This window comes from Shewanella woodyi ATCC 51908, assembly GCF_000019525.1.
GTDB classification, from domain to species: Bacteria; Pseudomonadota; Gammaproteobacteria; order Enterobacterales; family Shewanellaceae; genus Shewanella; species Shewanella woodyi.
Genome location: NC_010506.1, coordinates 2,775,545 through 2,790,631 on the forward strand (window position 1 = coordinate 2,775,545; position 15,087 = coordinate 2,790,631).

The following is a 15,087-nucleotide window of genomic DNA, read 5'->3' on the forward strand; positions in this document are numbered from 1 at the left end:
ATATGATGCCCTATTACTACTGCTTAGTTGGCATCATTAAGCGTGAATTTCTACGTTTTGTACAGCAGCGCACCCGCTTACTAAGTGCGCTTATTCGTCCCTTACTTTGGCTAGTCGTGTTTGCGGCAGGTTTTCGGGCGGCCTTAGGGGTATCGATAATGGAACCCTATGGCACCTATATCACTTATCAGCAATATATCACCCCTGGACTGTGTTGCATGATTGTCCTGTTTAATGGCATGCAGAGCTCACTCTCTATGGTGTATGACAGAGAGATGGGGAGCATGAAGCTTTTATTGATCAGTCCGCTGCCAAGACCATTTTTATTGCTTTGTAAGCTGATAGCCACCGCGATATTGTCACTGATTCAGGTCTGTATCTTCCTATTGATAGCTCAGTTTGTGGATGTCGATACCCCTGTTTGGGGTTATGTTACTGCGATACCGGCTATCTTTTTAATTGCGTTTTTTCTCGGGGCGCTGGGTTTACTACTTTCAAACTTAATCAAACAGTTAGAGAATTTTGCTGGTGTAATGAACTTTGTCATTTTCCCTATGTTCTTTCTTTCAAGCGCGCTGTATCCATTGTGGAAGATGAAAGAAGCAAGTCTTTGGTTATATTGGATTTGTAACTATAATCCATTTAGTTATTGTGTTGAGTTATTAAGGTTCGCGCTTTATCAAGAGTTAAATATTAGCGCTTTTTTAGTGGTTTTTCTGGCCACGATTCTAGTTTCGGTATTGGCTATGTTTAACTTCGCACCTAAGCGTACTTTCAGAGGGTAAGATGCGATTACTGTATCCAGATATTGAGCCTTATGCAGATCACCTGCTCTCTATGCCTGCCAAAAAAGGGGAGGTGGTACACCAGCTTTATGTGGAGGAGTGTGGTAATCCAGAGGGAGTGCCTATTGTTTTCCTCCACGGTGGCCCAGGTTCTGGCTGCCGGGCTTCACATCGGTGTTATTTTAACCCAGAACTTTACCGGATCATCTTGCTCGATCAACGTGGGTGTGGACGTTCAAAGCCCTACGCTTGCCTTGAAAACAACAACACAGACTATTTAATTGATGATCTGGAGCAGATAAGAGATAGGCTTAATATCGATAAGTGGGTGGTGTTTGGTGGCTCCTGGGGAGCAACGTTAGCCTTAGTTTATGCAGAACATTACCCAGAGCGTGTTCTGGCGATGATTCTACGTGGCGTGTTTTTAGGCCGGCAGCAAGACATTGACTGGGTGTATAGCGACGGTGGCGCCGCTAACGTGTTTCCAGAGGCTTGGAAACAGCTTATGTCAGTGTTAACAGATGATGAGCAACTTATGCCACTAAAGAGCTTGTATGCCTTACTTGTTGGTACTGATTATATTCGCCGCTCACAGGTGTTGCAGGCGTTTAACCAGTGGGAGCAACAGATAGTGACCCTAAGAGAGGAGAGTTTTAGCTTAACTGAAGTACTTGCTGAAACCCTCCCAGAAGTGATGATTAGCGAGCCCTACGAAGGCGCCGCAGCTATTATTCAGCTCTACTACAGCCTGAAACTGTGCTTTATTGAACATAAACCTATATTGTCCAGTATTGATAAAATAAGACAAATTCCTACTTATATCGTTCATGGCCGCTATGACATGGTGTGTCCTCTCAGACAAGCTTGGACGCTGTCAAAAGCTTGGCCAGAAGCGCGTCTGACTGTATTGCCTTTAGCTGGGCACTCAGCAGGAGAGGCGAGTATGGTCGATGCGCTGGTGGAGTTAACGGATAGTGTTGGCAGTGATTTGAGTGCAAACTCGCTTTAATTGGTATGTATTAAAAGACTGGTTTAGCAAACAAAAAGCGCGACTCAATGTGAGACGCGCTTTTTCTATTTGCTAGTGTTTAATTTACTAAAACTATCTAATACATGAAGAAGTTAGAACTTAAACTCTGCGCCTGCATAAGCGAAGCGACCTTTACCACCACCATAGTTGCTGTCGAAATTACCTCTTCCGCCAATAGCCATGAATGGACCTCTGTCATCGAAGATGTTATTCACACCACCGAAGAAGCGAAGCTCGCCATCATTAGCTAGATCTAACGTATAGGATACTGACAGATTGTGGGTGATGTATGAAGGTAAGTTATAGAATGAGTCATCTAATGCCTCTGGCTCCAGTACGCACTTATCACTTCCATCTGCACAGTATTCATTATTTTTGGTGATTGCTTTCTCCCAATCATCGTATACTGAACGGCTTGCAACAACAGCACTCTTAAAGCGTGTGCTCCAACGAACTCGCCAAGCATCGTCGTAGTACCATGAAAGTGATGCAGTTACCTTATCTTCAAAGATATCTTGTGAAAGATCCCCTTCATAATTAGTTGTTGCTGGGCCTTCAGGGCTTTGCACTGTTTGCTCGTAACCAATGACATGTGTCCAATCAGCTTTAAACTTCAATGAGCCATATTTATCGAGTTCATACCTGTACTCTGCGGCGAAATCAAAACCATTAGTTTTGATCTCATCAACATTATAAACACGTTGATTAACAGTAGTTATTTGCCCCTCTGCATCACGTTGAATATCATTACAGAAATTATTATCGTCACCAAAATCAAGTGAAGAGTTATAGCAGTAATCAATAATATCTTCATTCGAGAAAGAAGATATCGCATCGCTTATCGTGATGTCGTAATAGTCAACTGCAATACGTAATCCCTCGGCAAACTCAGGTGCTAATGTGATACCTAGAGTGTAAGTATCTGCTGTTTCCTCTTTTAGCTCTGAGTTACCAACATTAGGGGAGTAACCGTTATTATCATCTTCGAACTCACTGCCATCCGCGATAACCGCAGCTATACCAGGCTCTAAGCGACAGTTGTCATGGCCTGCATCGGTAGAAGTCAATGTTGTGCCTTCACAGATATCATCGAAACTATCATAGTCGCCACGCGGAGGTGATAGTAGTTCAGTAATACTTGGTGCGCGCTGAGCTCTTGCCCAGTTAGCACGTATTGCATAACCTTCGACTGGTTGCCAAGTCACCCCTGTTTTATAGCTCTGAATTAGTCCCGTACCAGACCAGCTATAATCGGCTAGACGTGCCGATACTTCTGCTGTCAGGCTCTTAGCTCCTGCTACATCTTTAAGTAGTGGAAAGGCTGCTTCACCAAACACCTCATAAACGCTGACATCGCCAGAGAAAGTCGGTACATAGTTGAATGAAACGCCACCTAATGGCACATTCGTATCCACACTTTGTTCATCTTTGCGATATTCAAAACCGAAAGCTGAAGCAACTGGCCCTGCTGGCATCTCAAAAAGGTCACCAGCAATATAACCAAGTACAGTTGTTTGTTGTACATCTGTCGAAATGGTGGGGGTTGCGCGTATATAATCGGCTGCTTCGGGTGTGATAGAACCTTCGCCAAACAGATTAATAGGCACACAACCTGCAGCACGAGCATCGGCATCAGCGCACTGTATTGTGCCGTCATCGAGCTTTTCTGCGTTTAAAGCATGAGTAAGATTTGCTATGTATAGCTCATTATAACGGGTCTGCTCTTGGGTAAATTTACCATAGCCAACTGATAGGTCCCAGTCCCAGTTTCCATCAAATATTGTACCTTGAAGCCCAGCCCATGAACGAATGGTTTTACGGGTATTATCATTGATGATATTGCCAACTTCATCGAAACCTCTATCCCACTTTACGCCCTTACTGCTAGCTTGATCGTAGATCTCTTGTGGCATATAAGGGTTATTTTTCGGGATTCGTCCAGCTCCAATCTGGCTGCTTTCCCCTGTTACAGGGTCAATAACAACGATGCCATCGAACTCATCTTCGCTTTCAGGTGATTTTTGGTTAATAGAGCGGTTTTCACTGTACTGAACTTGAAAATAGCTTTGGATGTCGTCAGTTAGCTCAAAGTCAACTTTAATTGCAGCCGAGATAGCTTCATCTGGGACTTTTAACATCACAAACTGATTGAAGTCACGACCATATTTCTCTTCATGCCAGTCATCTCGTAGACCGTTTTCATCGTACCAAAAACCAGAGTCCGGCTTATAACTACTTTTTTCATCAAACACACCACCTGCAATGGAGTCACTTAGATTACGCCAATCTGCTTGTGTCATGTCTCTCATACAAGTTCCCTTGCTTGAGGTGTTATCTTCACTGTACATGGCATTGCACATCTCTGCCGTATTGTATCGCCAAGATTCTTGCTGTTGCGCACGGTCACGATCCCAATAAGATAGACCATATTGTTTATCGTAAGTTGAGCTAAAGAAGAGATAGCCACGATCATCAGCAAATTCAGTACCATAATCTAAGTCTAAGGTGAACTCTTTAGCACCGCCCTCTGTACTCTCGCCGCCACGAGCTTTAAAAGAGAAGCCCTCTTTATCTTGCTGAGTGATGATATTTACTACACCTGCAATAGCATCTGAGCCATAAGCTGCTGATGCGCCACCTGTAATGACTTCGACTCTTTCAACCATACCTGAAGGGATAGTTGATAGGCTGACATAGTTACCTGAGTAACTATTAGACACGACTCGTCGTCCATCAATTAAGGTTAATGTCCGGTTGGTTCCTAGCTCACGAAGATCAATTGTAGATAGGCCGGTATTTTGTACACTGGATTGTGAGTTACTGTTACTGCTACCTTCTGATATTTGAGGAAGCTCCTCAACTAAAATCTCTGCCAGAGAGCCTAAACCTGTATCTTCGATGTCATCTCTGCCTAACACTGCTAGAGGTGTTGTTATACTAAAACTATCTCGACGCAGACGTGAACCTGTTACAGTAATTTTTTCTTGAATCTCTGGCTCTTTTCCCTGTTCATCTGCAGTGGCTTCAAGTTTGGGTTTTGCAATCTCTGTGTCATCGGCAGCATATACTTGTGGCGCTAAGCTTAATGCGCCCCCCATGATGGCGGTTTGTATTGCTATGGTGATCAGCTTTTTATTCATCTCTCCATCCTTATATTTTTTGTTATCTGTTTTTCTGCCAACTGTGTCTCTGTTCAATGCTTATGGACAATTTATTCAGTATGGTCATTAATCCCCGGTATAAACAAAACACTCAACTCTGTAAGATTGAACAGATTAGTTGTAGGACATAACATCTAAACAAGTTTGTTATGCAAACATCTATTGGGTGTAACAGCATGCTAACAATTAGGTCTGGCTAGTCAAATTCGACAAAATGCATAAGTCACTGATAAATAAGGTGTAGATATTAAATAGATGTAAAAATGAGGTAAAACCGAGCAGGTTGAGAGGGAGTGTAAATCATAGTCACTAAAACAGTTTATTAACTTTTTCGGCAGTGGATATTTATCTCTGAATAAAATTTGGTCGCTGAATAGTAAATATACTCTCCCAGTTAAAACGATAAACTGAGAGAGTTAGATGATTATTTAGTCACCTCTATTGAATGATTAGACAGGTTTTCTGTTAACTAAGCTTATTTAGAGTTCATGACTGAGCTCAATCATGGAGCCAAGTTTGGGACTGAATAGTTGCTGATGTAGTCTTGCTGCGAACTCATCTGTCATGCCTGAGATATAGTCGGCAATGACTCTATGGCAGTTTAGCCCTTTGTTGTGGCTTTCTCGCCACCTTTCTTGAGTATGGGTTGGTAATAGGCGTTCAGGATCCGACTCAAATGCCTCAAAAAGCTCCATTACTGTTTGTTGCCCTTTGTACTCTAACATCTGAATTTCAGGCTTTCTGATGACGAATTTATAGACAAATTGTTTTAATACCTCTAAAGCAGAATCAAACTCATCATCTAGTGCGGCATTGAAACGTAAGAGAGGTTCAGTAAACGCTAAATCCTCTTTAAGATCTATGGCGGTAACGAAGCCATTGACTAAGGTACCAATGGCATCTTTTCTCTGGTGATGATGGTGAGAGAAAAGTTTATCTCCTATGGTGGCAAACTCCTCGCGTATCCAACTATCTTTACTATTTTTTAAGGTTTCTGTCACATCGCTGTGCCATTGAAAGCTGCTCACAATTCCCATCACAATGGCATCCTCAAGATCGTGGACTGCGTAAGCGATGTCGTCGGCCAGTTCCATAATGGAGCAATCTAAGGATTTATATCGCGTACGCTTGTGCTTACCTGTTGCTGCTGTATGGGTTTGTAAAAATCGCTCTCTGTCGGAGTCAATTAAGGGAGCCAGTACCCAGTCCAAAATAGCTTTATCATCATCAAAAACACCTTTGACTGGTGGCCAGTCTGCGGGTTTTAGTTGACGGATGTTATTAACCTCTGCCTGTTGGCTATTGTGGTGGAGTGATGAGTAGAGTCCTGGGTACTTAAGTACTCCAAGCAGCGTTCGACGGCAGAGGTTCATGCCAAAACACTCTGTGTAGGGCTCAAGTCCGGTAAGTATTCTAAAGGTCTGCCCGTTCCCTTCGAAGCCACCATGATTGCGCATCATATAGTTTAATGCGACCTCACCACCGTGTCCGAAGGGAGGGTGGCCTATATCGTGTGCCAAGCAGAGGGATTCAATTAGGCTCATTGAGTCAAACAGCGGTAGATGTTGTGGTTGCTTTAATTTGAGTTGAGCTCGAATACCTGTACCAATCTGAGATACTTCAAGGGAGTGAGTAAGCCGAGTACGGTAGAAGTCATTCATTCCGACACCTAAGACCTGAGTCTTAGCCTGTAATCTTCTAAACGCCGCCGAGTGCAGTATTCGAGCACGATCTCTTTGAAAGGGGCTGCGATGATCATTACGCCTTTTTTTATCTTCATTAAGACGTCTTTCATGCCATGGGGATGCGATCATGCTTCTCCTTACTCACTATGAATGATTGACCTTTGCTATATGGCTAAGGTTATTGAACTGCAAGTTTATGATAAATTTATTAAAGTAACTTATTGATATCATCTAAGCTTAGTTTGAAACTAGGCACATAGCAGTCGACAAAATATTTAACTGCAGGATCAGGGTTCTTATCTAATGATTCAATTAAACGTTTTCTTGCAGTATTAAATTCATTATTGCCTGCTCTAAGTTCTTCGAGACATTTCAGGAAGGCGCAGATAGTATCGGCAGATTTTACCAACAACTTATATTCGCTATCGGCATGTTCGCTTGACAGGAGTGGTTGGTACTCCTGCTGGAATTCTTCGGGAACCATCTCGAGGAGTCTATGCTCAGCAATTGCTTCAATCTTTTTGTATTCAGCCTCAATCTCTTTATTAAAATATTTCACCGGCGTGGGTAGGTCACCAGTTAAAATCTCGCTGGCATCATGAAAGATTGCTACGGTTGCAGCTCTGTCAGGACTTAGCTTGGTTCCAAATTTTTGATTGCTAATTATTGCTAGCGCATGGGCTACCATAGCGACTTGTAGCGAATGCTCCTGGACATTTTCACTACGAACGTTATACATAAGTGGCCAGCGTTGAATTAATTTCATTCTTGCAAGATGGGCGAATAGATGACTCATAGTGGGCAACTCTATTGAAACAAACTTGTGGCGTTACATTAGCATAGGGTATCCCATATAGAGCAAGTATTAATTGCAGAGTTAGTAAAATGCAGTGACAGATATATCTGTAAGTTTGATTATTGAGCTTTATAGTTTGTCGAACTTGATAGTTGCTTACTGGCACAGCTTCTGCTTACTGTCTAAAATTTAAATGAAGTTAACTTTCTCATTAGCATCGATAAACTCAATCGCTACCGAGAAAAATTAGGTTCACTCTTTCAGGAATTGTCAATGGAGAAGATTGTGATACATTCGCCAACATATGAGTTTAGTCTTTTGGACCATATGTCCTGCAACACTGAGGTGAATATCCAGATCTTGGAACCAGATCAGGTGCTTCGTCTTCACTCGCGTTTTATCGGTGTTGATCCCAAACGTATGATAATTCTTGAGTTAGGGGGCGATGCTCAATGGCAGAAGGCGCAGAATTTTCTATTTATTGGCCAGGAAGTTATTGTTCGAATTATCAGGAGTAATGAGCCTAAGGCTAATGTACTAGCCTTTAAAAGTAAGATCCAGAGGGTGGAGAGGAATCTTGGGTACTGGCTCTTAATAGATTACCCAGAAGAGCTGCAGAAAGTTGCATTGAGACATCAGTCTCGGCTTCCCATTAGCCTTAGCTCTGCAATCGTTCCTGCAAAAGATAAAGAAAACAGTCAAAAGGATAAGCCACTAGCCTTGGGGGCATTAAAGGATATCTCTATAAAAGGAGGGGCTTTTATCAGCTCAGGGCTTAATATTATTTTGTGTGAGGAGTCTTACCTGTTGAAGGTTGAATTGTCATCACAACTGGACACTGAACTTGTGCCAATTACCATTAAGAATATTTTGCCTATCGAGCATGATGATGAAGCATTTCAGTACGGTTTTACAATCAACTGCTCTCAGGCTAAAGCTGAGTCTATCGTGCATAAACTGCTTATGTGCCATCTGTTGAAGTAGTTTATAGAAGATTAAAAAGCGACCTGCTTAGCTGCTGAGGTCGCTTTTTTGAAGAGTATAGAGTAGTAATTGATATTACTGTCTGTAACCATCCATAAAGTCACCAAATTCGGTGAGTGCTTTTTCAAGATCTTCTTTATGAGGCAGGAAGACCACTCGTAGATGATCCGGTTCTGGCCAATTAAAGGCGGTGCCATGAACCAAGAGTATTTTTTTCTCTTTGAGTAGATCCAGAACTAAACGTTCATCATCACGTATATTAAAGCGCTTATCTAACTTTGGAAACGCATACATGGCCCCCTTAGGGCATTTAACGCTGATCCCAGGGATAGAGTTGAGCAATTCAACACAGGTGTCACGTTGGACTTTCAAACGTCCCTCATTGATCACTAGCTCATTGATACTCTGATATCCACCCAGTGCAGTTTGAATGGCATGTTGATTTGGCACGTTAGCGCATAAACGCATTGATGCTAACATTTCTAAGCCTTCAATGTAGCTCTTAGCCGCTTTAAGGTTTCCTGACAACATCATCCAACCGACACGAAAACCAGCTGCGCGGTAAGATTTTGATAAGCCATTAAAGGTGACCGTTAAGATATCATCAGAGAGACTGGCTGCTGGCACATGCTGTGCTTCGTCATATAATATTTTGTCGTAGATCTCATCGGCAAATAGGATAAGGTGATGCTCTCTACAGATCTCGATCGCCTCAAGGAGCAGCTCTCTTGAGTAAACAGCTCCTGTGGGGTTATTGGGGTTAATCAGTACAAGAGCACGGGTTCTTGGAGTGATTTTAGCTCGAATATCATCTAGATCGGGAAACCAATCGGCTTCTTCATCACAACGGTAATGTTGTGCTTTACCGCCAGAAAGATTAACGGCTGCGGTCCATAGTGGGTAATCGGGTGAGGGGATCAGTACCTCATCGTCTGTATTGAGCAGCCCTTGCATCGCCATGACAATCAGCTCAGATACGCCATTGCCAATATAGACATCTTCAATATCAACTCCGAAGATACCTTGAGATTGATAATGCTGCACTATGGCCTTACGGGCAGAGAATAATCCTTTTGATTCACAATAGCCCTGAGCACTAGGTAAATTGAGGATAACATCACGTACAATCTCCTCTGGCGCTTCAAAACCGAAAGGTGCAGGGTTACCAATATTGAGTTTTAGGATACGGTGGCCTTCATCTTCAAGGCGACGTGCTTCCTTGTGCACTGGGCCTCGGATGTCATAACAGACTGAATCTAATTTATTTGATTTGATAATTGGACGCATCCACAACCTCTAAAATGCTAAGTCGGTTCAAGGTAAAATTCCAGCCGCACTTAGGTATTACTTATGTAGAGGGACAATAGCTAATTATGGTGTAATTGAGAAGTGCTTTACTGTGTTTATTACTGATTAATCCGACAATATCTTTAGATTATCTCTCTATAACTTAGCTATCAATAAAAGCTTTGTGGTTAAATATGCTTTTTTGCGGTTATTTTGCGGGTTTATGTTCTGATTCGGTGTGGGCTAGGGTATAAAAAAGCCAGTGGTGTCCACTGGCTTTTAAACTGAATTTAATTAAATTCTTTAAACACGCTTTTTGAATTCACCGGTGCGAGTATCGATCTCAATCATATCACCGGTTTTAACGAAATCTGCAACGCTCAGAGTCGCACCACCAGAAACTGTGGCTGGCTTCATCACTTTACCAGAAGTATCACCGCGAGCAGATGGCTCCGTGTAAGTCACTTCACGAACGATAGTGGTAGGTAGTTCAACAGAGATAGCTTTACCTTCGTAGAAAGTTACCTGACAAACCTCTTCCATGCCGTCGACGATATATGCCGATGCATCACCTAGGTTACCTGCTTCTACATCGTATTGGTTGTACTCTGCATCCATAAATACATACATAGGATCAGCGAAGTATGAGTAAGTACAATCAAGACGTTCCAGAATGATATCATCCATCTTGTCTTCACCTTTAAAGGTGGTTTCAGTACTTGAATCAAGTAATACGTTCTTTAGCTTCATTTTTACAATAGCAGCGTTACGGCCAGAACGAGTTGTTTCAGTTTTTTGTACAACCCATGGGCTGCCATCTAACATGATCACGTTACCTGGACGGATTTCATGAGCAGTTTTCATTACACTATTTCCTATTTTTGGACTTTCTGTTTTAGAGCAGCATCTTAGCTATTTTTGACGAATTGAACCAGTCGAGAAGCAAGATCTGCGTCATTTAATGCGTTAACAGGCCATTCTCGTGCATGTTGCAGTAACGGTCTATTAACTGAATCTAGGTGTTGCCACTGGGTTTTAACCCTGTTTTGTGCCCCTTGGTTAAAGGCTAAATTTAATGCTGACCAGTACTCGGCAATTTTAGGAGCAAGATTATCGCAGTAAACTTGCATAAAAGCTTCTAATTTTACGAGATGGTAATCATCTTCTTGAGGATATATGTGCCAAATGAAAGGTCTAGCAGCCCATTGGGCCCTTAAAAATGAATCTTCGCCTCTGACAATATTAACATCACAGCTCCAGAGTAACTTATCAAACCCCTGTTGGTCTGTCATAGGTAAGATATGAATGGTTAGCTGCTTGTACTCATAGCGCTGTCCTGGTTGTATTAATTCGTATTGGATAGGGAGCAGATGAGATAGGCTATGTAAACTACGCCCTTTAGGGATAAGCAGGTGCACTTTTTTTTGCGCGTGTTGCCATAACTCACACAGCGCTGCTAATGCTTCAGTCTCATAACTGAATACACTGATGCACTGATCATCCTTATCGATACCTTGGAGTCCTAAATGCTCAAATAGCGCCAGCTTGTTTTTGGGTGTTGCTTGCCACTGCTCACGCTCGGTAAACAGTGACTTTTCGCAGATAAGTCCACCTGTTTTATCGGTAAAGCCAGGGAAAAAGAAAAACTTTTTCAAACCACTTTTTTGTAATGAGGGAAGGGCATGACAGCCATCGACCCAAGCTTCTGCGCTGAGGTATTCCAGATTTAACCATAACGGTGGTGTTGCTTTAGTGTCCTTTTTCAGGGCTATCAAGGACTCAGTTACCTCCAAGGGAAGTTCACAGGCAAAGGCTTCAATGATGACACTACCAGGGTCGAAAGTGATATCTAAAGGCGAACTCCACCTAAGTATATCAACACCGCAAAATTGTTGGCTGGTCAGTGATGGATCAAGTTCAGGTAAAATATGGGAAAAACTATGTAGATCATCAACCCAGAGTTTTATCTTAAGCTCGTATTCATGGGCCAGCTGTTTAGCTAAGCGCCAGGTAACACCAATGTCACCGTAATTGTCGACGACAGCGCAGAAGATATCCCAATGTTTATTGTCAGTTTCAGTGCTCATTAACGTCCAGTGCTTTATCTATTGGCTAAATACTAAATTAACATAAGTGCTCTGACCTCCATGGTCTAAAGCGTTCCATACGCTTATAGACATTCCCCATTTCCCTATGGGTCACTGGAGGAAATGTCTTCAAGATGTCTGGAGCATCTAAGACCTGACACAAAGTAAATTTATATCCATCCATGGTAAATTTACATAAGTGTTCCAGACACAAAAAAGCGGCATTAAGCCGCTTTTTTGTGATTATCCGTGCTTCTAAAGAAGATTAATCTTCAAGTTCAGCTAGGCACATCTCTTCATGGATCTGTTTAACCCAAGCGTCAACACGCTCTTCAGTTAGCTCTGGTTGACGATCTTCATCAATACCTAAGCCCACAAAGTGCTTGTCATCCACAAGGCCTTTAGATGCTTCGAAATCATAGCCTTCAGTTGGCCAATGACCGATAACAATACCGCCACGGGCTTCAACTATCTCATTAACCATGCCCATAGCATCAAGGAAGTACTCGGCGTAGTCTTCTTGATCGCCGCAACCAAAAATGGCGACGAGCTTATCTTCAAAGTTGATCTGTTCAAGCTCAGGGAAAAAGTCATCCCAGTCACACTGAGCTTCACCGTAATACCAGGTAGGGATACCAAAAAGAAGAAGGTCATACTCTTGTATCTGTTCTTTTGTACTCTTCGCGATGTCTTTAACATCGATCATCTTTTTGCCCAGTTTTTTCTGGATCATCTTGGCGACGGCTTCAGTATTACCTGTATCGCTACCGAAAAAAAGACCTACAGTTGCCATTGTCTTTCCTATATCTAATTAGCAGTGTTTGTTATCGTTATCAGAAGGGTTAAGAGTTAACCTGATTCTGCAATATCAATTCGATTAATTGGCTTCGACTAATTTTACTGGCCAAAGCCTTTTCATTCAAGGCGTCATACAAATCTTGTGACACCTTTAACTCTATTCGTTTTAATCCGTTAGCTTTATCACGTTGGATCTGATTTCGCTTATTGACCTTTAATTGCTGGTCTCTAGGTAGCGGATTACTTCTAGGACGACCACGTCGTTTCTCTGTTGCGAACAGATCAATTGTGGTTCTGTCTGATGTTTCTTTAGCCATTTAATCAATGTTTAACCAATGCCTGAGCCTTCCCAGAACATCTGTATTAATCCCTTTGCAATAAACCCGGCACAGCCGAGAAATAACACAAGCCAAACGATGTTACGGCCAAATTTAGGGACATTGCCCTGTTTTAGCACATCTCGTATGGCCATACCGATAAAGAAAAAGATCGCTGCGAAAAATAGGTTTAGACCTAACGCTTCGATCTGTTCCATATACTGAGATAACATCTGCGCTCCTCAGGCCAAAAAGTGTCGAGGTATATAGTGCGAGAGCTAATGCTGGGTTCTGCCCTATATGCCGAGATAACATTTCAAGCATCTTTAGGCTCAAAAAGTATCGTGATTTATAGTTGGGGAGCTTTATGCTCAGTGCCACCTACATACTCAGAGATAACAATTCAAGCTTCTTCTGGCTTAAAAGAGGCGCGAATATATCATAGATGACACGTGTCTGCTATATCCTAAAATGTCTAAAACTTGATTATTTACTTTCATGTTTTTGAATGAACTCAGACACGATCCGATTGAAAATGACGGGTTTTTGAGCGTGTAGCCAGTGACCAGCTCCCTCAATCGTTTTAGCTTGTACGTTCGGAAATTGGGCCATTATGGCTGCTCTATGCGAAGCGGTAACATAGTCAGAGTCACCGCCACGTATAAATAAGCTAGGACCTGTGTAACGCTCTTTTGCCGGAATAGTGTTGTTGTACCAAGCGATCATATCAGGGTAACAATCGAGCAAGCCTGACAGGTTCATCTTCCACTTAAAGCTCGTTTCATCACGGGTGAGATTTTTTAGTAGGAACTGCGCTGTTCCTGCATCGATCCCCGATGCAGTCAGAGAGTTAAGTGCTTGAGCGCGACTTTCAAGTTGGCTTAGGTCAACATTTTGCAATGCATCAAATACATCACTGTGTCGGTTTTGGTAGCTGACAGGGGCAATATCGGCAGCGATTAAACTGGCGATCCTATCTGGATATGAAAGTGCTGTAGCCATGGCAATTTTCCCGCCCATGGAGTGACCGACAAGGTGTGCTTTCTCTATTGAAAGCTCATCCATCAACTCTATCATGGCCTTAGCTAATGCTGGGTAATTCATCGTAGGCCAATGGGGACTCAGGCCATGATTTGGCACATCAACACGAATAACCTGATTGTGCGACTCTAGGCTATTACTTAAGTTTTTTAAGTTGTCTAAATTGCCAAATAGGCCGTGGATTAAGATCACTGCGGGACCTTGACCTGTTGAGGTGTAGTTCATGTAAACCTATTAAAGCGTAAGGAGGTCAGATATTGTGCCTCATCTCAGTCATTGACATCAAGATTGAAAGTCGTCAGCTCTCTTTACTGTTTTGATTTTAGACAAACAGTGTCTTTTCTTCTATCTAATGAGCAAGTATTTCAAAATTGAGAGAAAGGGTCTTTATTATAAGGCTAAAGATGGCATACACTTGTGAAACGATCGGATGACAATAAAAATGATCGAATTACTATTTCTTTCCATAAAGTGAGTTTATGGTTTGGGGCAAACATTTCTAGTAAGGAAGATGAACGCATGAAATATATAGAGGTTGATGAAGAGTTATATCGCCTTATTGCCAGTAAGACTGAAAGGATCGGCGAGAGTGCTTCTGAAATCTTACGTCGACTCCTTGGTTTGGAAGTGGAAGCATCGGCAACGCAAGAGAAAGATGAGCCCGAGGTGATTAGCCAACCCGGTTTAGAAGAGACGGCAGATGTTGAAGATAAGCCAAGATTTATCGACCTTCATTCAAGCATCAATAAAGAGGAGTTAGCGGCGGCAAAAGGTGCCGTTGGACGTTTCCTGTTTATCCTTGAAGCTGTCTATTTGGCTTCGCCTGAGCAGTTTGCACAAGTACTTAAGATTAAAGGTCGTGACAGACTCTATTTTGCCACATCAAAACAATCTCTGTTAAAAGCCAGTAAATCAGCAAATCCAAAAGAGATTGGCCAAAGTGGTTACTGGGTAACGACAAATAATAACACCGCTAAAAAGCGTACGATTTTGACAGAAGTTTTGCACCAATACGGCACTGTAGAGGCGCAAATTGAGTCAATCACTCGCAATATTTAAGCGGTAATTAGATACAGCAAGATTTAGAGTGTTATTTTTTAGTTGAGAGAAAGGGGA

Annotated in this window: 14 protein-coding genes; 4 read left to right on the top strand and 10 right to left on the bottom strand. The window is 42.3% G+C overall.

Annotated features, from left to right (window positions below):
* Positions 1–2: 2 nt before the first annotated feature.
* Both SWOO_RS11585 and pip read left to right on the top strand, forming a co-directional pair.
* Complete coding sequence (locus tag SWOO_RS11585) at positions 3–785, top strand: ABC transporter permease (protein ID WP_012324885.1); 783 nt, start codon at positions 3–5, stop codon at positions 783–785.
* 1 nt (position 786) lies between these two features.
* Entirely contained in the window at positions 787–1,794 is a 1,008-nt protein-coding gene (gene pip, locus SWOO_RS11590) for a prolyl aminopeptidase (RefSeq protein WP_012324886.1), read from the top strand.
* A gap of 113 nt (positions 1,795–1,907) precedes the next feature.
* On the opposite strand, the gene SWOO_RS11595 is transcribed toward pip, so the two are convergent.
* From SWOO_RS11595 to yfbR, 3 genes are all read right to left on the bottom strand, one after another.
* Positions 1,908–4,955, bottom strand: coding sequence for a TonB-dependent receptor domain-containing protein (locus SWOO_RS11595; protein ID WP_012324887.1), 3,048 nt, complete (start codon positions 4,953–4,955; stop codon positions 1,908–1,910).
* A 500-nt stretch (positions 4,956–5,455) separates the two neighbouring features.
* Entirely contained in the window at positions 5,456–6,790 is a 1,335-nt protein-coding gene (locus SWOO_RS11600) for an anti-phage deoxyguanosine triphosphatase (protein WP_012324888.1), read from the bottom strand.
* A 79-nt stretch (positions 6,791–6,869) separates the two neighbouring features.
* Positions 6,870–7,457 (bottom strand): 5'-deoxynucleotidase, encoded by a 588-nt coding sequence (gene yfbR, locus SWOO_RS11605; protein ID WP_012324889.1) that lies wholly within the window; start codon positions 7,455–7,457, stop codon positions 6,870–6,872.
* 273 nt (positions 7,458–7,730) lie between these two features.
* Between yfbR and SWOO_RS11610 the strand changes: the two genes are divergently transcribed.
* Positions 7,731–8,441, top strand: a complete 711-nt coding sequence (locus SWOO_RS11610) for a flagellar brake domain-containing protein (RefSeq protein ID WP_012324890.1) — start codon at positions 7,731–7,733, stop codon at positions 8,439–8,441.
* A 75-nt stretch (positions 8,442–8,516) separates the two neighbouring features.
* Here SWOO_RS11610 and SWOO_RS11615 read toward each other — a convergent pair whose 3' ends face one another.
* From SWOO_RS11615 to SWOO_RS11645, 7 genes are all read right to left on the bottom strand, one after another.
* Entirely contained in the window at positions 8,517–9,728 is a 1,212-nt protein-coding gene (locus SWOO_RS11615; RefSeq protein ID WP_012324891.1) for a pyridoxal phosphate-dependent aminotransferase, read from the bottom strand.
* 303 nt (positions 9,729–10,031) lie between these two features.
* On the bottom strand, positions 10,032–10,592 hold the full coding sequence (gene efp, locus SWOO_RS11620) for an elongation factor P (protein ID WP_012324892.1): 561 nt from the start codon (positions 10,590–10,592) through the stop codon (positions 10,032–10,034).
* 44 nt (positions 10,593–10,636) lie between these two features.
* Positions 10,637–11,815 (bottom strand): elongation factor P maturation arginine rhamnosyltransferase EarP, encoded by a 1,179-nt coding sequence (earP, locus tag SWOO_RS11625; protein WP_012324893.1) that lies wholly within the window; start codon positions 11,813–11,815, stop codon positions 10,637–10,639.
* Between the two features lie 265 nt (positions 11,816–12,080).
* A complete protein-coding gene (gene fldA / locus SWOO_RS11630) occupies positions 12,081–12,608 on the bottom strand; it encodes a flavodoxin FldA (protein WP_012324894.1) in 528 nt (175 codons plus the stop codon).
* Between the two features lie 49 nt (positions 12,609–12,657).
* On the bottom strand, positions 12,658–12,930 hold the full coding sequence (ybfE, locus tag SWOO_RS11635) for a LexA regulated protein (protein WP_012324895.1): 273 nt from the start codon (positions 12,928–12,930) through the stop codon (positions 12,658–12,660).
* Positions 12,931–12,941: 11 nt separating this feature from the next.
* The gene (locus SWOO_RS11640; RefSeq protein ID WP_012324896.1) at positions 12,942–13,163 is read right to left on the bottom strand and encodes a DUF2788 domain-containing protein; all 222 of its coding nucleotides are present in this window, start codon (positions 13,161–13,163) and stop codon (positions 12,942–12,944) included.
* A gap of 253 nt (positions 13,164–13,416) precedes the next feature.
* Complete coding sequence (locus SWOO_RS11645) at positions 13,417–14,196, bottom strand: alpha/beta fold hydrolase (RefSeq protein WP_012324897.1); 780 nt, start codon at positions 14,194–14,196, stop codon at positions 13,417–13,419.
* A 294-nt stretch (positions 14,197–14,490) separates the two neighbouring features.
* Between SWOO_RS11645 and seqA the strand changes: the two genes are divergently transcribed.
* Positions 14,491–15,030 (top strand): replication initiation negative regulator SeqA, encoded by a 540-nt coding sequence (gene seqA, locus SWOO_RS11650; RefSeq protein ID WP_012324898.1) that lies wholly within the window; start codon positions 14,491–14,493, stop codon positions 15,028–15,030.
* Positions 15,031–15,087 lie beyond the last annotated feature (57 nt).

Bases quoted from the DNA above. Each gene is read 5' to 3' on its own strand.
- SWOO_RS11585 (WP_012324885.1), top strand. From the start codon at position 3: ATGATGCCCTATTACTACTGCTTAGTTGGCATCATTAAGCGTGAATTT.
- pip (WP_012324886.1), top strand. From the start codon at position 787: ATGCGATTACTGTATCCAGATATTGAGCCTTATGCAGATCACCTGCTC.
- SWOO_RS11595 (WP_012324887.1), bottom strand. From the start codon at position 4,955: ATGAATAAAAAGCTGATCACCATAGCAATACAAACCGCCATCATGGGG.
- SWOO_RS11600 (WP_012324888.1), bottom strand. From the start codon at position 6,790: ATGATCGCATCCCCATGGCATGAAAGACGTCTTAATGAAGATAAAAAA.
- yfbR (WP_012324889.1), bottom strand. From the start codon at position 7,457: ATGAGTCATCTATTCGCCCATCTTGCAAGAATGAAATTAATTCAACGC.
- SWOO_RS11610 (WP_012324890.1), top strand. From the start codon at position 7,731: ATGGAGAAGATTGTGATACATTCGCCAACATATGAGTTTAGTCTTTTG.
- SWOO_RS11615 (WP_012324891.1), bottom strand. From the start codon at position 9,728: ATGCGTCCAATTATCAAATCAAATAAATTAGATTCAGTCTGTTATGAC.
- efp (WP_012324892.1), bottom strand. From the start codon at position 10,592: ATGAAAACTGCTCATGAAATCCGTCCAGGTAACGTGATCATGTTAGAT.
- earP (WP_012324893.1), bottom strand. From the start codon at position 11,815: ATGAGCACTGAAACTGACAATAAACATTGGGATATCTTCTGCGCTGTC.
- fldA (WP_012324894.1), bottom strand. From the start codon at position 12,608: ATGGCAACTGTAGGTCTTTTTTTCGGTAGCGATACAGGTAATACTGAA.
- ybfE (WP_012324895.1), bottom strand. From the start codon at position 12,930: ATGGCTAAAGAAACATCAGACAGAACCACAATTGATCTGTTCGCAACA.
- SWOO_RS11640 (WP_012324896.1), bottom strand. From the start codon at position 13,163: ATGTTATCTCAGTATATGGAACAGATCGAAGCGTTAGGTCTAAACCTA.
- SWOO_RS11645 (WP_012324897.1), bottom strand. From the start codon at position 14,196: ATGAACTACACCTCAACAGGTCAAGGTCCCGCAGTGATCTTAATCCAC.
- seqA (WP_012324898.1), top strand. From the start codon at position 14,491: ATGAAATATATAGAGGTTGATGAAGAGTTATATCGCCTTATTGCCAGT.